Source organism: Avibacterium sp. 20-132 (genome assembly GCF_023611925.1).
In the GTDB taxonomy this organism is placed as follows: domain Bacteria; phylum Pseudomonadota; class Gammaproteobacteria; order Enterobacterales; family Pasteurellaceae; genus Avibacterium.
Map to the genome: position 1 here is coordinate 1,105,924 of NZ_CP091456.1, position 20,432 is coordinate 1,126,355.

Here is a 20,432-nt window from a genome sequence, read left to right on the forward strand (position 1 = left end):
CAAATTGGAGAACAGAATGAGTTTTATTGGAAAGTTATTAGGTTTTTTTATTGGCTACCGTTTTGGCGGCTTTTTTGGTGGGCTTTGTGGTGCTTATTTAGGACATTTAGCCGATAAAAAATTATATGAGCTTGGTAGTGTCAATTCGAGTTTTTTTAAACGTAAAGAAACCCGCCAATCTTTGTTTATGCAGACCACATTTGCCGTGCTTGGCCATTTATCTAAATCCAAAGGACGGGTTACGCAAGATGATATCGCCCTTGCGAACAATCTAATGAATCAAATGAATTTAGATGATAAAGGGCGTAAGTTAGCACAAGACGCCTTTAATCGGGGTAAAGATCCTAATTTCCCATTACGCCAAGTCATTCGTGAATTTTGCACCGCTTGTGGACAGCGTAATGATTTATTAAGAATGTTTTTACGCATTCAATTACAAGCCGCATTTGCCGATGATCACTTACACGAAAATGAAAAAGACGTTCTCCAAGTGGTGGCAGAAGAATTGGGCTTATCCAGTTTCCAATTCCAACAAATTTTGATGGCAGAAATTGCCGCGCGCCAATTCAGCCGTGGTGGATTTTATTATGAATATAACGGCTCACAACAGGGAGACTCTCAGCAAGAGGGGTATCAACAGGGCAGTTATGGCTATCAAGGACAACGCTCTGGCCCAACCTTGCAAGATGCTTATAATGTGCTTGGCGTCAGTGAAAGTGATGATCGTTCCACAGTCAAACGTGCTTACCGCCGTTTAATGAATGAAAATCATCCCGATAAATTAGTCGCCAAAGGGTTACCAGAAGAAATGCTTGAAATGGCGAAAGAAAAAACTCAACAAATTCAAGCCGCTTATGATCTGATTTGTAAGGCGAAGGGCTGGAAATAAGCCTTTCTTAATTGCTGAATTTTTTACTATTGCACTGAAGAAATAAAGTGCGGTGAAAAATTTACTGTTTTTTTACCGCACTTAAGGATAAGAGGCTCACTTTTTTGCTTTTATATAAAGTAAAAGTGCGGACCAAAAATCGGTTAATTTTTCTGTAAGATTACGAACTGTTCGGGATTTTTTTATATTCTGTGTATTGTTCTTGATAACAACAGAAAAAATATGCAACAAGAAAAAAGCACTGAGGTTAGTCAGTGCTTTTATATTTGAAATTGCTTTTACTGATTATAAAACATCAACACAATTTAAATCTTGGAAAGATTTTTCTAAACGTTTAGACATTGATTCTTCAGATTTGCGTAACCAAACACGTGGGTCATAGTATTTTTTGTTTGGTGCATCTTCACCTTCTGGGTTACCAAGTTGGCCTTGAAGATATGCTTCGTTTGCTTTGTAGAAGTTTAAGATACCTTCCCACGCTGCCCATTGGGTATCAGTATCAATGTTCATTTTCACCGCACCATAGCTGATTGCTTCGCGAATTTCTTCGGTTGATGAGCCAGAACCGCCGTGGAAAACGAAATCTAATGATTTTGCTGGAAGACCACGTTCTTTAGATACAAACTCTTGTGATGCGCCTAAAATAGATGGTTTTAATTTTACGTTACCAGGTTTGTAAACGCCGTGTACGTTACCAAAGGCTGCTGCAATGGTAAAACGTGGGCTTACAGGGTTTAATTGATCGTACACGTAAAGTACATCTTCAGGTTGTGTGTATAAACGTGATTCATCAACATCTGAGTTATCTACACCGTCTTCTTCTCCACCTGTGATACCGATTTCAATTTCAAGGGTCATTCCCATTTTGCTCATACGAGCAAGGTATTCACGGCAGATTGCCATATTTTCTTCCATTGGCTCTTCAGAAAGGTCGATCATATGTGAAGAGAAAAGTGGTTTGCCTGTTTCCGCAAAGTGTTTTTCACCTGCATCTAACAAGCCATCAATCCAAGGAAGTAATTTTTTCGCTGCGTGGTCGGTGTGAAGAATTACAGGTACACCGTATTCAGCGGCTAATTCGTGAACGTGTTTTGCACCCGCTACCGCACCAAGCACATCAGGACGTGCGCCACTTGCAGGTTTAATCCCTTTTCCAGCATAGAATTGCGCGCCACCGTTAGAGAATTGAATAATCACAGGTGCTTTAACACGTGCAGCGGTTTCTAATACCGCATTAACGGAATCCGTACCTACGCAGTTTACCGCAGGTAATGCAAAGTTATGCTCTTTTGCATAATTGAAAACTTTTTGTACGTCATCGCCTGTTAATACACCCGGTTTTACGATGTCTAGTAATTTTGCCATATTAATATTTCCTATATAGTTTTGGGAATGTTTCAAGGGGAAGAACATTCCCCTTTATTTCAATCGAATTAAATTAGTTTTTCGCACGTTTTTCTAAGATTTCAACAGCAGGTAATACTTTGCCTTCTACGAATTCTAAGAATGCACCGCCACCTGTTGAGATGTATGAAATTTTATCTTTAATGCCAAATAAATCAATTGCAGCCAAGGTATCGCCACCGCCTGCAATAGAAAATGCACCATTTTGGGTTGCTTCAACGATAGCATTGGCAACCACTTCAGTTCCTTTACGGAAATTAGGGAATTCAAATACACCTACAGGGCCATTCCACAGAATCGTTTTCGCATTGCGGATAATGTTTGCCAGCTCTTCTGCGCTTTTATCGCCAATATCAAAGATAGATTCTTCTGCTTGCACATCATCAACGGATTTTTCAATCGCTGGTGCGTTTTCAGAGAATTCTAAGCCAACACGCACATCGCTTGGGACAGGAATTTGGGTTGCTTTTGCTAAGCGTTGTGCTTCAGGGATTAAATCCGCTTCGTATAAGGATTTACCTACATCTTTGCCTTCTGCAGCAATAAAGGTATTTGCGATCCCACCGCCGACGATCAGTTGATCAGCGACTTTAGCAAGAGAATCTAACACGGTTAATTTGGTTGAAACTTTTGATCCCCCAACAATAGCAAGCATTGGACGTTGTGGCTCTTTTAAGGCTTTGCCTAAGGCATCTAATTCTGCTGCTAATAGCGGGCCTGCACAAGCGATCGGGGCAAATTCTGCTACGCCATAAGTTGAAGCTTGCGCACGGTGTGCGGTACCAAAGGCATCCATTACAAATACATCACAAAGTGCGGCGTATTTTTTACCTAATTCAGGATCATTTTTCTTTTCGCCTTTGTTAATACGGACGTTTTCAAGTACAACAATTTCACCGTCATTCACTTCTACACCGTCTAAATAATCACGTGCTAAACGTACATTAAAGCCTGCATCTTTTAAGTAATTAACTACAGGTTGGAGGGAATCTTCAGGTTTGAATTCGCCTTCAGTTGGGCGACCTAAATGAGAGGTAACCATCACTTTTGCCCCTTTTTCAAGGGCTAATTTTAAGGTTGGAATGGTTGCTTGAATACGTGCATCAGAGGTTACTTTTCCCTCTTTTACTGGCACATTAAGGTCGGCACGAATAAACACACGTTTACCTGCTAAATCTAGGTCGGTCATTTTAATTACTGACATAATTTACCCTCTTTATTTGTTTAAAAATTAATAGAACTGGGTGGCATTATACCCAGTTATTACTAGATTGTAACTGCTTTAGATCAAATAATCAGGCAGATTTTTTTAATTCTGAGAAATAATAGATCTTTTATTACTCCAAATAGAGTAAAGCGCGCACTAATGTGGGCAATCTCTCACTTGCCAATTCAGGTCATAACAAATAAATAATTCATTATGGCTTGCTCTCAAGTAGGCTCCTTTTAATTGTGGGTTATGTTTTTTCAGCCAAGCAAATAATTCTTTGCGTGGTAAATCACGATCTGGCAAGGTTAAAGTGCGGTATAAATTTTGCTGTTTTTCAAAATATGATTTGGCGTCATTAAACGCACAAGCGCCGTGCTTTTCCCATTCGCCTTGTAATAAATTGGCGCTTGGGCTATCGGCAAGATAAGGCTTAATCAAGCTAGGATCAACCATAGGTAAATCTCCTTGACAAAAACGAGGATGATCACTGACGGAATGAGCATTGCCATTTTGTGGCCATAATCCGTGGATCACCCAGCCATACTGCTGTGTGCCACATTGGCTCATCAGCGATTGTGGCAATTTACCGTTATAGCGTTCCTTTTGGGCTTGGCAAAACCCCGGCGACCAAGACAACGCCAGCATATAATAATCCACCGGCGCATTTTTATTTTGCCCAATGGCATCATCACGCATAATGTAATCATAATTATCGCTAAGTGGTGCGGTTGTATTTGGTTGCGATTGTGGGGCGGGCTGCGGTTTAGGTGTTTTTTCGGAAGGTTGAAAATAATTCCAAATCAATGCAATGCCCGCAATGATTAGGGTACTTAAAAAAGAAAGTCCTTTATTGTTTTTCTTGCTCATCTTGTTTTGCCTATTTAATTTTCCTTGCTGATTCTTTATAATCTCGCCCTTTCAATGATGATATGGGGAAATGATGGCACTTTTAATTACAGAGAAATGCACAAATTGTGATATGTGCTTGCCTGAATGCCCGAACGATGCCATTTCTGTGGGCGAAGATATTTATCTTATCGATCCAAATCTTTGTACCGAATGCGTGGGGCATTATGATACCCCAACCTGTCAAAAAGTTTGCCCAATCAGCAACTGCATTAAGCCTGATCCTAATCATCAAGAAAGCGAAGCCCAGTTATGGGAACGCTTTGTCCTTATTCATCACGCGGATCAATTATAAGGATTTTTCTGCCCATTTTGCTAAGAGAACACCCGCAGCGACAGCAACATTCAAACCTGAGTTAAGTGGGTTAGCAAGGGATAAATTCACAACATCATCGTGATTTTTTGCCAAATTTTCCCCCGCACTTTCGCTTAATACAAAGATCACTTTATCGCTTAATTTCAACTGAGCGAAAGGTTTGGCTTGTTTGTTTTGGCTTAGATGTACGATTTGATAGCCTTTTTCACGCAATTCAGTTAAACCCTGCTCTGTGCTGTTGGTCAGTAACGTATGTATGTATTCTGCACCGCCTTCTGCCACACGCATTGCCGCAGCAGAGTTAAGTAAATCGGCTTTACTCAATACTAACCCTTTCACGCCATATACCGCACAAGTTCGCACAATGCCACCGATGTTATGGGCATTATGTACATTATCAAGTAACACTAAGGCATCTTTTTGGCGTGGAATGTCTAGATACCCAGTAAGGGTAAAATGACGAGGTTTTTTCACCAACATACAAATGCCGTTATGGTGTTCTGTACCACTCACTAACGCAAGTTCTTTATTATCTACAACGTGATAGACTTTTTTATTTGCTGCCAAATAGCTGAATAATTCCCCGACACGGTGTGCCATTTCCACGGTAGTCCATACGCGAACAATGCTTTCAGGACGCTGAGCAAAAAGTGCTAAACAGGTGTTTTCACCATAAACTTTAATTTCTTCTGCGCGATTTTTCTTAATTTTTTCTGGTGCACGTGGGGAAAGAGGGCCTGTTTTTTTCTGTTTTTCTTTTTCCCCAGTTCGTTTAATTACCACTTTGACATTGGCTGTGCCACGTGCATTATCCATCGTTAATTCTGTACGTTGTTGCACTTTTTCGCTTGCTTTGAACGCTGTCTTTTCTCGAGGAAAAGGGCGTTTATCTTCCTTTTTTCCACGCGAGAAGTGCGGTGCTTTTTTGTCTTGTTTTTCGCCAGCGTAGCGTTCATTGAAACGTTTTGTGGAATCCGATTGTTGGAAGGTTGGTTTTTTTGCGTTCATTTTGCGTTACCAAATTGTGATAAAAATAAGAAAAGTGGGCGAATTTTCAGCGCACTTTGTCAGAAAGTGTGAGCATTATAGCGAAAAAATATCTTTTTTCTACCAAGCGAAGAAGTAAATATTGTAAACTAGCGAGCTGAACAAAAAAGATTACTAAAATTAGAGTAAAAATTATGTTGATAAATAAAACGAAACGGGCGAAAGAAAATCTACAAACCTTGCCTTATTTGGCTTTAGAGGAAACACAAATTGATTTTCTTCATCACCCTGCGGAATTTAAGCAACAGATTATTCAGCTTATTCGTGAAGCAAAAACGCGCATTTATATCACCGCACTTTATTGGCAAAATGATGAAGCAGGGCAAGCGATTTTGAATGAGATCTTTGCCGCGAAAAGCCGTAATCCGAATCTTGATGTGAAAATTTTTGTGGATTGGCATCGCGCTCAACGTAATTTACTCGGGGCAGAAAAGACAGCCACAAATGCGGACTGGTATTGTGATCAACGGGCAATTCATCAATATGGTGAACACGCTCATTTATTTTTCGGTGTTCCCGTAAATACACGAGAAGTTTTTGGCGTTTTACACATTAAAGGTTTTATTTTTGATGATACGTTGCTATACAGTGGGGCGAGTATCAATAATGTTTATTTACAGCAAAATGAAAAATATCGCTACGATCGTTATCATAAAATCACTCATTCGGCTTTAACAGACTCAATGGTGGATTTTCTCAAACAGCATTTGCTGAGTAATCAAGCAGTATTACCGTTGGATAATGTTGAGCGTCCTAAAACCAAAGAAATTCGCCAACATATTCGTGCTTTCCGTAAAGGCTTGGCAAGTGATGGACAATATAAGTTTGCAAACGAAGAAAATTCTGGCCTAAAAATCACCCCACTTTTTGGCTTAGGCGGTGGTGCAAATCTGCTTAACCGTACGATTGAAGATCTTTTTCAGATTGTGCAGGAAAAATTGGTGATCTGTACGCCTTACTTTAATTTCCCTCGCCCATTGCAACAAAAAATTCGGCGTTTATTACAAAAAGGCAAGCAAATTGAAATTATTGTGGGGGATAAAACTGCCAATGATTTTTATATTCCCCCTTCACAGCCATTTAAAATGGCTGGCGCGCTGCCTTATTTATATGAAAGTAATTTACGTCGTTTTAGCCAAAAATTTGAGCAACAAATCAACCAAGGTCAGCTGGTTATTCGCACTTGGAAAGACGGTGATAACAGCTATCACCTAAAGGGTGTGTGGGTAGATGATCATTATATGCTTTTAACCGGCAACAATCTTAACCCGCGTGCTTGGCGTTTAGACGCAGAAAATGGCTTGCTCATTCAAGATCCAGCACAACAACTGCAATCCCAAGTACAACAAGAGTTAGACTGTATTCGCCAACATACCATACAGCTCACACACTACACAGAACTGGAGGCACTTTCGCAATATCCAGAACCAGTGCAAAAACTGCTGAAAAAATTTGCCCGTATTAAAGCGGATAAATTAGTGAAGATGATTTTGTAGAAGAAAACTTTTTACATTTCAATGTGTTCTTACCACACTTTTGCTCTTCCCCTCTTGATGCAAGAGGGGAATTTTTTGGGAAATCCTAACTCATTTCCAAATGACCGCCTTTACATTGCTTGTGTGGCAATATTTTTTAGGCGGACACACCAGCCCGCCATTACGGGAAAATAGGAAGGCAATGAAGAAGTGCGGTAATTTTTTACAGTATTTTTACCTGAGATGAGGATAGCACTTATCGATCGATGTGTTGAAAGCTAGCCAAACAATTTTTTGCCAAAGAAAAATAGCACTAATCCAGCGCCCATAAACACAAAGCCAATTATTTGCCAGATTTGGATTGGACGACTTGTCATACCAATCAAGCCAAAATGATCAATCACCGCTGCGGCAATAAGTTGCCCGATAATGATGAAAAACAGCATATTTGTTACGCCCATTTTAGGGGCGAGAAAAATGGTTGTGAAGACCACTAACGCACCGAGCGGGCCACCAATGAGTTTCCATATTGGTTGTTTTGGCACTTGTTGTAAGGTAGTGAATAAATCAGCTTTCCACCAACAAATAAAAAGCAGCAATAGGGTTCCCATCGCAAAAGAAATCAATGCGGCCACCACGGGTTGTCCCATTAATGATCCTGCCAGTTGGCTATTAATCGCGGCTTGCGTGGCAAGGGCAACGCCTGCACAAAGTGCAATCAGAATAAATGAAATGAGCATACCTATTCCAAAGAATGATTAAAAAGAAGAAAATTTGCACCGCACTTTATTTTTATTGATAGGATAAAGTGCGGTAGGATTTTACGGGGTTTTTATTTTACCCATTCGACAATTTCGTCAAATGCTTGGCGTGTTTTTTCTCGCGGTGCATTTACGCGATAGCCAAATGCTGCCATCACGCTGAGCTTGTATTCATCTGCACGGTATAACCCTTCTGCAACAAAAAGATCATTCATTTTTTCTAGCGGAAAGCCCTCAATCGGGGTGCTATCAATGCCAATCATTGCCGCGCTAGTGAGCATATTGCCTAAGGCGATATAACTTTGACGGCAAGCCCAATGATAAAACGCAACGGGATTGTCGGTGAGCGCAAAATCGTTTTCTGTAAAGTTGCGATAAAAACCTTGACGCAATTTAAGGGCATCTTCAGGGATATGATGCACATCACGCATAATATGTGGGACATATTCGCCATCTGCTAGGAGAGTTTGGGGTTGGCGAACGAGGATGACGACAAAATGGCTACAATCCATAATTTTATCTTTCGCTCCCCACGCGGTATCGCGGATAAGTTCTTTAATATGCTGATTTTCAATCACTAAAAATTTCCACGGCTCAAATCCAAAGGAACTTGGCGAAAGACGTGCGGTTTCAAGGATAAAGCGAAAATCTTCCTCACTGATTTTCTTTGTGGGATCGTATTGTTTGCACGCGTGGCGAAAATGGTAAGCATCAAGAATTTGTTGTTTGGAAATCGTCATTATTATATTCCTCTTGTTAAAAAAGCTGGCCATATTATGCGAAAGTTTGGCAAGGAATGCCATAGCTAACTTTTTGTATCAGAATGAGGGCATAAAAAAACTGGGAGCAACGCCCCCAGTTGATAGCATAAAGTGCGGTAAAAAATTACAGCAAAATATTTGCGAACAACAAGCCAAACGCAAGGCTGAATGCCATACTTAATAGCCCCGGTAGCATAAAGCTATGGTTGAAAATATATTTACCAATACGTGTTGTTCCTGTGGTATCAAAGTCAATTGAGGCAATGATTGGACCGTAATTTGGAATGAAGAAGTAACCATTTACCGCAACAAATACCCCAATTAACACAGGTGCTGGAATGCCCAATGCAATCCCAACTGGGAATAAAGTGGCAACTGTTGCGCCTTGGCTATTTACTAAAACAGAAAGCACAAATAGTGCAATAGCAAAGGTCCAAGGTGCGGTTTCAACCAACACTTTCACACTTTCTTTGACTTCCACCATATGCGCTTGCATCAGGGTATCACCTAACCACGCAATACCAAAAATAGCGATAACAGCACGCATTCCCGCGTGGAACACGGAACCTTGTGTAATGGCGTTACCATTTGGTTTACAAGTTAAAATGATTAATGCTCCCACAGTCAGCATCACGATTTCAATGGCGTGTGCCATTCCCATTGGTTTGCCATCAAAAACTGGACGTAAGCCAGGGAATGCCCCCATTAATACTACTAATAACGCACCAAATAAGAATAAACCGACAGATAATTTCGCAGTTGGTTTTAATTGAATGTTGTCAGGATTAACATCTGTATGGTTTTCTTTTACATACTCAGGATCTTGTAATAAACGTTGATATTCTGGGTCATCTTTTAATTCTTTACCCATTTTATTGACGAAAATACAAGCAAGTGCTAAGCCTAAAATGGTTGAAGGTATGGTTACCATTAATACATCACCTAAGTGAATGCCTTGTGGCTCAAGATAAGCAACCACCGCAACCACCGCAGCAGCAATCGGGCTAGCGACAATGGCAAATTGTGAAGCAATTACCGCCATTGAAAGCGGACGTTCAGGACGCACACCATTGTGGCGACTTACTTCTGCAATCACCGGTAATACAGAATAAGCCACGTGACCTGTTCCTGCTAATACGGTGAATGTCCAAGTTACTGCAGGCGCAATAAAGGTGATGTATTTCGGGTGTTTACGTAAAATATTGGTGGCGATTTTGATCATATAATCTAAACCACCTGCGGCTTGCATTGCTGCTGCGGCAGAAACGACCGCCATAATCATTAGCATTACATTAATCGGTAAACCCGCAGGCGCTAAGCCGAAGCCAAAAGAGAGGATAGCAAGCCCCATACCGCCCATCACTCCCAAGCCGATACCGCCAATGCGCGCACCAATCAAAATGCACACCAATACGATGGCAAATTGGAGAAAAAACATAATCGAACCTCTTTTAATATATGGATTAGATAATTTCTTTGCAAAAAGAACATACAATGATGAAAAGAGAAAAATCTCTTTAAAATCGCGCAATAATATAGCAATAAACGCGGTGAATCGCTATATAAGCTCTAATTATTTTTATTTATTCATTGATTTAGAATAAAACCTACCTTAACAAGTGAGGAATTTCGCAGAGTTTCTTTGAAAGATGAATAAAGTGCGGTTATACTTAAGCCTTTATTTTGAACTAAAACATAGAGAGTAAAATGCAAGAATTTCTACCGATGGCAACCGCCTTTGCAAAAAATCACACATTAATGGTTATTTCTTGGATAGCCGTATTTTTTCTCGTTATTTACACCTATTTCAAGGCGTTCACCACCAAAGTGAAAACCATTGAGAATGCCGAGATCGTTAGCTTAATGAATAATAAAGAGGCGACAGTAATTGATGTGCGTACTCTTGATGAGTTTGAACGTGGGCATATTATTCACAGCATTCATTTATTACCTAGCGAAATTAAAAATCAGAATATTGGTAAAATTGAACAGCATAAAGACAAGCCCGTTGTGGTTGTGTGTGCCACGGGAATGGCTGCAGGCACTTCCGCAGAGCTTTTGGCTAAACAAGGATTTCGCGAAGTGTACGCGTTAAAAGAAGGGATTGCAGGTTGGCGTTCAGCGAATTTGCCATTAGTGAAAAAAGATAAATAACTCATAGAGGAATAGAAAATGACTGAGCAAAATCAAGAAGTTGCAACGGAAGCACAAGAACAACAAACAGAAGCTGTATTACAAATTCAACGTATCTATATTAAAGATGTCTCTTTTGAAGCGCCGAATCTTCCCCATATTTTCCAACAAGAATGGAAACCTCAACTTTCTTTTGATTTAAACACAGAAGTGGTTGAATTAGGTGAAGATCTTTATGAGGTCTGTTTAAACATTTCCACCGAAACCACCCTTGAAGAAAGTGGTGATGTGGCGTTTATTTGTGAAGTAAAACAAGCAGGTGTGTTCACAGTAAGTGGGTTGGAAGGCGTTCAACTTGCCCATTGCTTAACTTCACAATGCCCAAATATGCTGTTCCCTTACGCGCGTGAATTAATTGCAAGCCTTGTAAACCGTGGCACTTTCCCGCCATTAAATCTTTCTCCTGTAAACTTTGATGCACTCTTTATGGAATATTTAGAGCGTCAGCAAGCGGAGCAAGCACAGGACGAGAAACCAGAAACGGTTAATTAATCAAAATAAGTGGGTGAAAGACCCACTTTTTTATAAAAATGACTGACCAGCTCCCCACGGTTAATCTGTGTATCTAAAAATGCTATTCCCAGCTTCATTCAAGTAGGTTAAACTCAGCCCTACTATATACTCCGTGCTATTAACTTTTTTGATTATGGAGATGATTAATGCACAACAATATTTCCAATTCACCCATTACTGTCATTGGCGCAGGATCTTACGGGACGGCATTGGCAATCAGTTTCTCTCGTAACGGTTCTCCTACTTATCTTTGGGGACATAATGCCGAACATATGCAAGCGTTGGCGGATACACGTTGTAATCAGTCTTTTTTACCAGATATTCCGTTTCCTGAAGCATTACAAATTGAAACGAATTTAGCGAGTGCGGTGCAAAAATCACGAGATTTATTGATTGTTGTACCTAGCCACGTTTTTGGCGAAGTTTTAGAAAAAATCCGACCGCACTTACAGCCAGAGCATCGAATTGTTTGGGCGACGAAAGGTTTAGAACGAGATACAGGGCGTTTATTGCAACAGGTGGTAGAAGAAAAACTTGGCACGCAATATCCATTAGCTGTTTTATCTGGCCCAACTTTTGCCAAAGAGCTTGCGCAAGGGCTGCCAACGGCAATCACCTTAGCTTCTCACGATCTGGCGTTTGCCCAAGAATTTCAAGCGCGTATTCATTGCAGTAAACATTTTCGTGTTTATCTTAATCAAGATATGATCGGTGTTCAGCTTGGCGGAGCTATTAAAAATGTGATTGCCATTGGGGCTGGAATGTCAGACGGAATGGGATTTGGTGCAAATGCGCGTACTGCCTTGATTACACGGGGGTTAGCGGAGATTAGCCGATTAGGTGAATCACTCGGGGCAAACCCTAATACATTTATGGGAATGTCGGGCTTAGGTGATTTAGTACTAACTTGTACCGATAACCAATCGCGTAATCGTCGCTTTGGGTTAATGCTTGGTCAGGGGCAAAACACCGAGCAGGCATTAGCTGAAATTGGTCAGGTGGTGGAAGGATTTTATAACACCAAAGAAACCTATTTACTTGCTCAGCGACAAGGTGTAGAAATGCCAATTACCGAACAAATTTACCAAGTCCTATTTTGTGCTAAAAATGCCAAAGACGTGGTATCTAGTTTGCTTGGTCGAGAACGAAAAGGAGAATAAAATGCCTGTTGAAGTTTGGCGTTTAATCCGTCAAGAAGCAAAAGAATTAGCGGAATGTGAGCCAATGCTCGCGAGTTTTTTTCATTCCACTATTCTAAAACACCAGAATCTTGGTAACGCATTAAGTTATATTTTAGCTAATAAATTAGCAAATCCCATTATGCCCGCGATCACCTTGCGTGAAATTATTGAAGATGCCTACCAAGCAGAACCTGATATCATTGGCAGTGCGGCTTGCGATATTCGTGCGGTGCGTCAACGGGATCCCGCAGTGGAATTATGGACAACGCCGTTATTATATTTAAAAGGTTTTCACGCTTTACAAAGTTACCGTATTACCCATTATTTATGGCAACAAAATCGTAAAGCGTTGGCGATTTATTTACAAAATGAAATTTCTGTTGCGTTTGATGTGGATATTCACCCCGCTGCACAAATAGGCTGTGGCATTATGTTCGATCACGCCACTGGCATTGTGGTAGGCGAAACCTCTGTCATCGAAAACGATGTGTCTATTCTACAAGGCGTTACCCTAGGCGGAACGGGTAAAGAATCTGGTGATCGTCATCCAAAAGTAAGGGAGGGGGTGATGATTGGAGCTGGGGCAAAAATTCTCGGTAATATTGAAATTGGGCGTTATGCCAAAATTGGCGCCAATTCTGTGGTGTTACAACCCGTCCCTGAATATACCACTGTTGCGGGTGTCCCTTCAAAAACCATTGGTAAAGATAAAGCAGCAAAACCGGCATTTGAAATGGATCAATGTTTTATTGATGAGAAAATCAATTTAAATATTTAGTGGAATAACACAGGTTCAACATAGGTTGATACTTGATCTGCTTTATCGTTGCTTTAGTTTGAAATAAATGGACGTTGTGAGGAGGTTGTCTTATCCCGCTTGCAAAAGGATTGATGAAAAAATAAATGGCAATAAAAATGTGTTTGCATTTAAGAAAAGTGCGGTGATAAATTTCTCCATTTTTCACCGCACTTGTGTTTTATGGTTAGTAATCAAAGAGATCGCCATCTCGTAATAAATGCACATTTCCCTTACGGCGTAAAAAACCACAGCGATCGAAATATTCCATAAGTTGTACCGTCATTTTTCTGCCCCATTGTAATTCATCGCGGAGTTGATTTACTGAAATGCCTCCCTTCTCCAAGATAGCATTTTTTACCCAATGGGCATACGCATACAGGGTTTCCGTAAGCATAAAACGATCTCGTACAATAGGCGTTAAATAGCCCAATTTCCCTGCTTTATAAAGAAAATTACGCATCGTGCTTTCATCTAAATCCAGTAAATTCGCTAAATCTCGCACCCATAATGCTTGTCCGTGCTGTTGTTCAAAATGCGTGAGGACTTGTTGCCATAACTGCTGTTCTCCTGTATTAAAACGAATTTTATGTTCTGGTAAATGCAACCAACCGCGCGTTTGCTGAAGCTTCTCTTGGGCTAATAAGTCAGCAATAAAATGATAAATTAAGGTTTCAGGCTGATGAATAGCCGCAATGCGATATAAACGTGCTTTGCTTAAGCCAAGTTGATCGGGAGATTGCTGGTGGTAATCCGTCAATGTGGCGATTAATTTTTCACTTTGCTGTTGTTGATAACTACGCGTAAATGCCCACCCTTGCCGGGTTTGGATATGACGTTCTGCAAGTAAATCGGGTAAATCCTCTTCTTTACGTTGTGCTAACCACGCTAATTCCGTAAGTGGCATTGGGCGATGTTGTAAATAGCAACTTAAACGTTCAGCTACGTTTTGCGTTGTGAGTAAATGATGTAAAAAATTCAACCGCACTTCAGTACGCTTGTAACGTTTTGGCGAGTGAATTTCAATCACCCTTGCGCCGGCTAATAAGGATTTGGCATCGCCTGTACGTAAAATTAATTTATCGTTATAGGTTAAGTATAATGGATCTTGTAAAGTGAGTTCTGCTAGGGCTTTTTGCTGTGGATAAAGTTGTTTATTTTCGAGCAATGTGAGTTTACCTGTTGTATGCGAGGCGGCGTGATAACTATGCACCGCTTGGCTTTCTTGTATCCATTGTGCCGCTTCGATTTCTACGGTAATGCGATCAGTGGCAACTGTTGGAGGATGAGAGAAAAGCCAGTCTCCACGCTGAATTTCAGTCCGTTCTACATCGGTTTGAATATTTAAGGCTAAACGTTGCCCAGCCTCTCCAACCATTGATGGTAGATCTTGGCTATGGATATTTTTAATACGCACTTTTTTTCCTGTGGATAAGTACAGTTCTTCATTCGTAGCAATACGCCCACTGAATGCCGTGCCGGTTACCACAGTTCCTGCCCCTTTAATCGTAAAAATGCGATCAATCGCATAACGGAAAGGCAGCTGGTTATCAGAAAGAGAAGGCAAATTTGCTAAATGTGCTTGTAATTCGGCAATACCTTGCCCTGTATAAGCGGAAGTAATGAAAAAAGCGCTTTCTTCCAAAAATGGATATGTTTGCATCAGTTGTTGCTTGGTGTTTGCAATATGTGTTTCGCTGACTTTATCCGCTTTTGTGATCACAACAATAATTTGCTTAAAATGCAATAGGCGTAAAATGGCGAGATGTTCTGCGGTTTGTGGCTGGATACCTTCATCTGCGGCAACGATAAGCATTGCATAATCTACTCCGCCTAGCCCGGCAAGCATATTTGAGAGAAATTTTTCGTGTCCCGGCACATCAATAAAACCCAGCGTTTTCTGTGGTAAAGGTAAATAGGCATAACCTAAATCAATCGTCATTCCGCGTTTCTTTTCTTCTGGCAAGCGATCTGCATCAGTACCCGTTAAAGCGCGTAACAAAGCGGTTTTGCCGTGATCGACGTGGCCTGAGGTAACAATAATCATAGTTGCTCCACGGTATTTAATAAACGTTCAAAATTGGCAAGACTACGTAGATCGAGCCATAATTTATTTTGTTCAATTCGCCCAATGATAGGCTGGGGGAGTTGTTTGAAGCGTTCAAGAAGTGCGGTCAATTTTTGCGATGTTTTTTCTTCTATGGTTACCGCAATGGAAGGGAGTGTGGCGAGGGGTTGGGCACCACTGCCAATTTGTGCTTGGCTTTGTTCCACACGGACGGTATAGGCAAAATCTAACTGATTTTCCAACCGCACTTTCAGTATTTCTGCTTGTTGGTGTAATACGGAGACAGGCTGCGTGAGTAAGTGCAAACTCGTCAGTTTCTCTGTCAATTTTTCAGGTTGAAGATATAAACGCAACGTTGCCTCTAATCCTGCTAAAATGACTTTATCACAGCGTAATGCGCGCTTGAGTGGATGCGCTTGTAGTTGATCGATAAATTCTTTTTTTCCAACAATAATGCCTGCCTGTGGACCACCTAGCAATTTATCCCCAGAAAATGAGATTAAATCCACACCTTGCTGCCATTTTTCTTGTACGGTGGGTTCATTCGGCAAGCCATATTGTGAAAGATCCACCAATGCCCCACTGCCTAAATCGGTTACCACAGGCACATTCATTTCCTGACCAAGTTGTGCTAATTCGGCTTCGCTGACAGAATGTGTAAAGCCACAAATTTGGTAATTACTACTATGAACTTTCATTAAAAAGGCAGTATTTTCGTTGATCGCACGGCGATAATCAGTTAAATGGGTGCGATTTGTTGTACCAACTTCAATTAGCTTACAGCCTGCTTGTTGCATAATATCAGGGATACGGAACGAACCGCCAATTTCAATTAGCTCACCACGAGAAATAACCACTTCTTTACCCGCTGCAAAGGTAGCTAACATTAGTAACACGGCTGCCGCATTGTTGTTCACCACGCAAGCGGCTTCTGCTCCGGTAAGCTCACATAATAGCTCACTAATATACTTATCGCGGTGGCTACGTTCTCCGGCGAGCAAGTCATATTCTAATGCGACATTTTCTTGCATCGTTAATAATGCGGCTTGCTGTGCAGCCTCAGCCCACAAAGCCCGACCTAAATTCGTATGTAAAACAGTTCCCGTTAAATTATGCACAGGTTGAATTTTTACTTGTTGTTGTATGGTGAGGGTTCGCTGAATTTCGGTAAGCAAGTTTTCCTGATTAAGAAAAATATCAGGAAGTGTTTGTGTTTTTTTTATCTGAGAACGGGCATCTTCAAGGAATTTTCGACATACATTAACCACCGCACGATGACCGAACATTGTAATCAGTGGGGCAATTTCACGCTGTTTTAACAATTTATCTATTGAAGGAAGGTGTTGAAAAAGGCTGCTCATTTTATCGTCCTAGTAAACTTTTACTTGTAATCATACTGTTTTTTAATCAAAAATTCAGCTTTTAACTGGAAGTCTTGCCGAGAGATGTTGAAAGGATATGGCATTGGTGTGTTTTTCGGTAGCACTTTACTAAAATGATCTTATGTTATTGCACATTAAAATAACAATAAAATGTGGACCGATAATTTTACTTTCACATAGGCTTGAATAATCAACAAATTTCCTTTAAAGTGAGCAAACTGTTGGAAGATAGGCGTTTCCGGTGAAACGGCAGGACTTCAAATCCTGTTAAGGTTGCCAGCAATCTTGGGTGGGTTCGACTCCCATTATCTTCCGCCAATCCACTGTTCTACACGTCTCTACATAAATCTCACTGCTTCAAAAATCCTTGTAAAATCTAGCCTTTGGCGATATTGTATGCGTCTGATTGCGTCCCCGTAAATCTCTATAACGCAATATAATTGTACCAAGAATTGTACCAAGATTTTAAAAATTCGCTACGTTACTCCCAAAAGCAATGATTTAGGCAATAAAAATCTTGGTACAATTATCCGAAAAATTATTTATTTTCATATGGTTAAATTATGCCGATAGGTGGCAAAGTGGTTGTTTTTTCTTGGTACAATTTTTTAAAGGTTGATACTATGGCAAGAAAAACACAGCAACTAACAGACACACAGATTAGAAAGGCGAGAGCCGACAATAAAGAAATCACCTTAAGCGATGGTAACGGGCTTTTTATTGTGGTGGCATTGTCTCAATCTAAGATATGGCATTTTAAATACACTAATCCACGTACTAAGAAGCGAACCAAAAAGACGATAGGGCATTATCCTGCTATCTCACTTGCGCAAGCACGGGCTAAGCGTGATGAATATCAAGCCCTATTAGCGCAAGGAATTGATCCAAAAGACTATGAACAACAGCAAAGCCAGTTACAAGCGGAGGGAATTAATAACACCTTTGAGAAAGTGGCGTTAAATTGGTTTGAAGATAGGAAGCTAAAGCCTGACTTTTCAGAACGCACCGCACAAGACACTTGGAAGCGATTTAATCGCCATATCCTCCCACTACTTGGCAATTATCCTATACGAGAGATAACTCCTTTAATGGCAATCAATGCGCTTAAACCGTTGGAATTAGCGGGCAAATACACAGAATTATCCAAGGTAATCACTAAAATTAATGAAGTGATGACTTATGCCCTACACCGTGGGATTATCCCCACAAATAACCTTGCTAAGATTGGCAAGGAGTTCACTAAGCCAACACCGCAAGGAATGAACACAATCGAACCAGAAGAGCTAGAGAGCTTTATAACGGCATTTTACCAAGCCAAAGAGAACAATCGCTTTAGCCCGTTTTCTTTCTATGCTGTGTTATTAGTGCTTTTAACTGGTGGACGACCATCAGAGATAGCGGGGGCAAGATGGGAAGATATTGATTTTAGTCAAAGCCTTTGGGCGTATCGTGTGCAGAAAGGTAATAAGAACTTAAAGGGCGGACGGTTGCATATTGTAACACTTTCACGGCAAGCGGTGGCGGTATTGCAGAAAATGCGAGAAATTAGCACCGCACTTAGTTTAAATAGTGAATTTGTGTTTCCTAGCGTAAATGCAAAATCAGGACATATTACGATTGAGGCAATGCGCAATGCGATAGTAAAGACCCTTGGCAAGGGAAAACTTACTACGCACGGCATAAGGCACTTAATAAGCACTTCTTTGAATGAGCGTGATTATAATGCGGATTGGATAGAAAAAGCCCTCTCACACAAGGGAAAAGACCGCATAAGGGAGATTTACAATAAAGCGAAGTATTTAGAGCAACGTGCGGCAATGTTGCAAGATTGGGGCGATTATTTAGAAAGCCTTGCACCTAAGCCTTTTGTTTAATTCCACCACCACAAGAGCCAGTGATTACACTGGCTTTTTTTGTTCGTTTTTCACTGAAAAAATTTTTACATATTAGGAGAGCATTTTTTTATAGGACAATAGGACAATGGAAAATTACATATATAATAATATCAATACCTTATAATAAAAATAGATTAATTAATAATCAAAAATTGTCCTATTTTAAGGTCATTTTGTCCTATTTTGAGCCTATTTTGTCCTATTTTTGGGGTGTTTTGTCCTATTGAGTGCCTTTTGCGTAGGTAGGGTGGTGGAAAAGTTCACAGAAACAAAGCTAACTACCACCACAGAAACCCTATGCAATCGCTATTACAGTTTTTTGTGGCTTTTTTATTTACTGGATAAAATCACAGCCAAATAATTGGCTTTTGATTTATGTGGGCGTATAATGACGCAAGGAGAGACAATATACAAAATTATATTTACGCTATATAATTATATTCATCTTGTATAATTTTATATAAAAGAGGGATGAAATGCGCGATCCGCTTTATTTTCCAAGAAGTGAGCTGGCAAGCCGTCTATTAATTAGCCTAAAAGATGGCATTATGCACGCATTAACATTATTTGCCCCTCGCCGTATGGGGAAAACGCAATTTTTGCTCAATGATATTAAGCCACTGGCGGAAGAAATGGGCTTTAATGTGTTTTATTTTAGCTTTATGGAAAAATCTGATGGCGAAATGAGAAAGGCGTTTAATGCTCAGCTTCTCCAGTTTTTAGATAGCGTTACCAGTGGCGCAAACAAATTCACGCAAGCCATAAAGCAACTGAAAAGCGTTGATGTGCTAGGCGTTGGCATTGAGCTAGAAAGCCATAAAGCAGCGTTATCTGTTACCGCTAGCGGATTATTAAATGAATTGGCGGAGAAATCCAAGAAGCCCGTTCTAATGCTACTTGATGAAGTACAAGAGCTTGCAAGGGAAAAAGGCAATGCGGATTTTATTCAGTCGTTGCGGACTGGGCTTGATGTCAATCAAAATAAAATTAAAGTGATTTTTACAGGTAGCAGCACAAACGGCTTGCGCTTAATGTTTAATGATAACAAAGCGCCGTTTTTTCATTTTGCCCACGCGATAGATTTCCCACATCTCGACCGCGCTTTTACGGACTTTTTGGCGGATATTTACCACGATAGAACGGGAAAGACGATTGATAAAGATGACTTTTATCACCTGTTTGAGCGTTTTCACTTTACGCCGTTATATATGCGCTCTATTGCGCAGGATATGATTATTAACCATAATTTGACCCTGGAAGAAGCGGCAGATTATCGACTATCACAAATGGCAGACTTGAGCGAAGTGGGTAAAGAATGGGGCAGTTTAAGCCTGTTAGAGCGTGAAATTTTAAAACTTGCCGCACAAGGTGAAACCACACCTTACAAAAAAGCCACAAGGGAGAATTTAGCGCAGAAAATAGGCGTTGATGAAGTGAGTTCAAGCTCAATTCAAGGGCAACTAAGAAAGCTCGAGAAAAAAGAACTTATCACCCGAGACGCAAACAAAGCGATTAAAATAAATAATCCACATTTTCAGACGTGGATCAAAGAAAATTGCTTTCATAGCAACGAATAAATGCTTTTCAGTTATTAACTATTCCTTAATAACTCAAATTAAAGTGCAACTAGAACGG

The 20,432-nt window shown here is 40.4% G+C and carries 18 protein-coding genes and 1 tRNA gene; 10 read left to right on the forward strand and 9 right to left on the reverse strand.

Annotated elements, in window-relative coordinates; genetic code table 11:
- Nucleotides 1-16 precede the first annotated feature (16 nt).
- Nucleotides 17-889 carry a co-chaperone DjlA gene (gene djlA, locus L4F93_RS05210; RefSeq protein ID WP_250351428.1) on the forward strand — a complete coding sequence of 291 codons (873 nt, stop codon included), beginning with the start codon at nt 17-19 and terminating at the stop codon, nt 887-889.
- A gap of 285 nt (nt 890-1,174) precedes the next feature.
- On the opposite strand, the gene fbaA is transcribed toward djlA, so the two are convergent.
- The 3 genes from fbaA to L4F93_RS05225 all read right to left on the reverse strand — a co-directional run bounded on the left by fbaA (nt 1,175) and on the right by L4F93_RS05225 (nt 4,370).
- Nucleotides 1,175-2,254, reverse strand: coding sequence for a class II fructose-bisphosphate aldolase (gene fbaA, locus L4F93_RS05215; protein WP_250351429.1), 1,080 nt, complete (start codon nt 2,252-2,254; stop codon nt 1,175-1,177).
- Nucleotides 2,255-2,327: 73 nt separating this feature from the next.
- Nucleotides 2,328-3,497, reverse strand: a complete 1,170-nt coding sequence (locus L4F93_RS05220) for a phosphoglycerate kinase (RefSeq protein ID WP_250351430.1) — start codon at nt 3,495-3,497, stop codon at nt 2,328-2,330.
- Nucleotides 3,498-3,656: 159 nt separating this feature from the next.
- The gene (locus L4F93_RS05225) at nt 3,657-4,370 is read right to left on the reverse strand and encodes a ribonuclease T2 family protein (protein ID WP_250351431.1); all 714 of its coding nucleotides are present in this window, start codon (nt 4,368-4,370) and stop codon (nt 3,657-3,659) included.
- Between the two features lie 73 nt (nt 4,371-4,443).
- Here L4F93_RS05225 and L4F93_RS05230 point away from each other — a divergent pair, with 73 nt between their 5' ends.
- Nucleotides 4,444-4,704, forward strand: a complete 261-nt coding sequence (locus L4F93_RS05230; protein WP_250351636.1) for a YfhL family 4Fe-4S dicluster ferredoxin — start codon at nt 4,444-4,446, stop codon at nt 4,702-4,704.
- Here L4F93_RS05230 and L4F93_RS05235 read toward each other — a convergent pair.
- Complete coding sequence (locus L4F93_RS05235; RefSeq protein WP_250351432.1) at nt 4,699-5,733, reverse strand: TrmH family RNA methyltransferase; 1,035 nt, start codon at nt 5,731-5,733, stop codon at nt 4,699-4,701. The genes L4F93_RS05230 and L4F93_RS05235 overlap by 6 nt on opposite strands.
- 173 nt (nt 5,734-5,906) lie before the next feature.
- On the opposite strand from L4F93_RS05235, the gene pssA reads away from it, so the two are divergent.
- A complete protein-coding gene (gene pssA, locus L4F93_RS05240) occupies nt 5,907-7,268 on the forward strand; it encodes a CDP-diacylglycerol--serine O-phosphatidyltransferase (protein ID WP_250351433.1) in 1,362 nt (453 codons plus the stop codon).
- 257 nt (nt 7,269-7,525) lie between these two features.
- Here pssA and L4F93_RS05245 read toward each other — a convergent pair whose 3' ends face one another.
- The 3 genes from L4F93_RS05245 to L4F93_RS05255 all read right to left on the reverse strand — a co-directional run bounded on the left by L4F93_RS05245 (nt 7,526) and on the right by L4F93_RS05255 (nt 10,207).
- On the reverse strand, nt 7,526-7,987 hold the full coding sequence (locus L4F93_RS05245; RefSeq protein ID WP_250351434.1) for a DMT family transporter: 462 nt from the start codon (nt 7,985-7,987) through the stop codon (nt 7,526-7,528).
- Between the two features lie 92 nt (nt 7,988-8,079).
- Nucleotides 8,080-8,748, reverse strand: a complete 669-nt coding sequence (locus L4F93_RS05250) for an NAD(P)H-dependent oxidoreductase (RefSeq protein ID WP_250351435.1) — start codon at nt 8,746-8,748, stop codon at nt 8,080-8,082.
- A 145-nt stretch (nt 8,749-8,893) separates the two neighbouring features.
- Complete coding sequence (locus tag L4F93_RS05255) at nt 8,894-10,207, reverse strand: anaerobic C4-dicarboxylate transporter (protein WP_250351436.1); 1,314 nt, start codon at nt 10,205-10,207, stop codon at nt 8,894-8,896.
- A gap of 269 nt (nt 10,208-10,476) precedes the next feature.
- Here L4F93_RS05255 and L4F93_RS05260 point away from each other — a divergent pair, with 269 nt between their 5' ends.
- From L4F93_RS05260 to cysE, 4 genes are all read left to right on the forward strand, one after another.
- Entirely contained in the window at nt 10,477-10,923 is a 447-nt protein-coding gene (locus tag L4F93_RS05260) for a rhodanese-like domain-containing protein (protein ID WP_250351437.1), read from the forward strand.
- An 18-nt stretch (nt 10,924-10,941) separates the two neighbouring features.
- Nucleotides 10,942-11,454 carry a protein-export chaperone SecB gene (gene secB, locus L4F93_RS05265; protein ID WP_250351438.1) on the forward strand — a complete coding sequence of 171 codons (513 nt, stop codon included), beginning with the start codon at nt 10,942-10,944 and terminating at the stop codon, nt 11,452-11,454.
- Between the two features lie 167 nt (nt 11,455-11,621).
- The gene (gpsA, locus tag L4F93_RS05270; protein ID WP_250351439.1) at nt 11,622-12,635 is read left to right on the forward strand and encodes an NAD(P)H-dependent glycerol-3-phosphate dehydrogenase; all 1,014 of its coding nucleotides are present in this window, start codon (nt 11,622-11,624) and stop codon (nt 12,633-12,635) included.
- A 1-nt stretch (nt 12,636) separates the two neighbouring features.
- The gene (cysE, locus tag L4F93_RS05275; RefSeq protein WP_250351440.1) at nt 12,637-13,434 is read left to right on the forward strand and encodes a serine O-acetyltransferase; all 798 of its coding nucleotides are present in this window, start codon (nt 12,637-12,639) and stop codon (nt 13,432-13,434) included.
- 205 nt (nt 13,435-13,639) lie between these two features.
- Here cysE and selB read toward each other — a convergent pair whose 3' ends face one another.
- A complete protein-coding gene (gene selB / locus L4F93_RS05280) occupies nt 13,640-15,499 on the reverse strand; it encodes a selenocysteine-specific translation elongation factor (RefSeq protein WP_250351441.1) in 1,860 nt (619 codons plus the stop codon).
- Complete coding sequence (selA, locus tag L4F93_RS05285; RefSeq protein WP_250351442.1) at nt 15,496-16,881, reverse strand: L-seryl-tRNA(Sec) selenium transferase; 1,386 nt, start codon at nt 16,879-16,881, stop codon at nt 15,496-15,498. Before selA ends, selB begins: the two co-directional genes overlap by 4 nt.
- Nucleotides 16,882-17,125: 244 nt before the next feature.
- Between selA and L4F93_RS05290 the strand changes: the two genes are divergently transcribed.
- The 3 genes from L4F93_RS05290 to L4F93_RS05300 all read left to right on the forward strand — a co-directional run bounded on the left by L4F93_RS05290 (nt 17,126) and on the right by L4F93_RS05300 (nt 20,374).
- Nucleotides 17,126-17,220: transfer RNA gene (locus tag L4F93_RS05290), tRNA-Sec, on the forward strand.
- A gap of 305 nt (nt 17,221-17,525) precedes the next feature.
- Nucleotides 17,526-18,776 (forward strand): tyrosine-type recombinase/integrase, encoded by a 1,251-nt coding sequence (locus L4F93_RS05295; RefSeq protein WP_250351443.1) that lies wholly within the window; start codon nt 17,526-17,528, stop codon nt 18,774-18,776.
- A 497-nt stretch (nt 18,777-19,273) separates the two neighbouring features.
- Complete coding sequence (locus L4F93_RS05300) at nt 19,274-20,374, forward strand: AAA family ATPase (RefSeq protein ID WP_250351444.1); 1,101 nt, start codon at nt 19,274-19,276, stop codon at nt 20,372-20,374.
- The last annotated feature ends 58 nt before the right edge of the window (nt 20,375-20,432 follow it).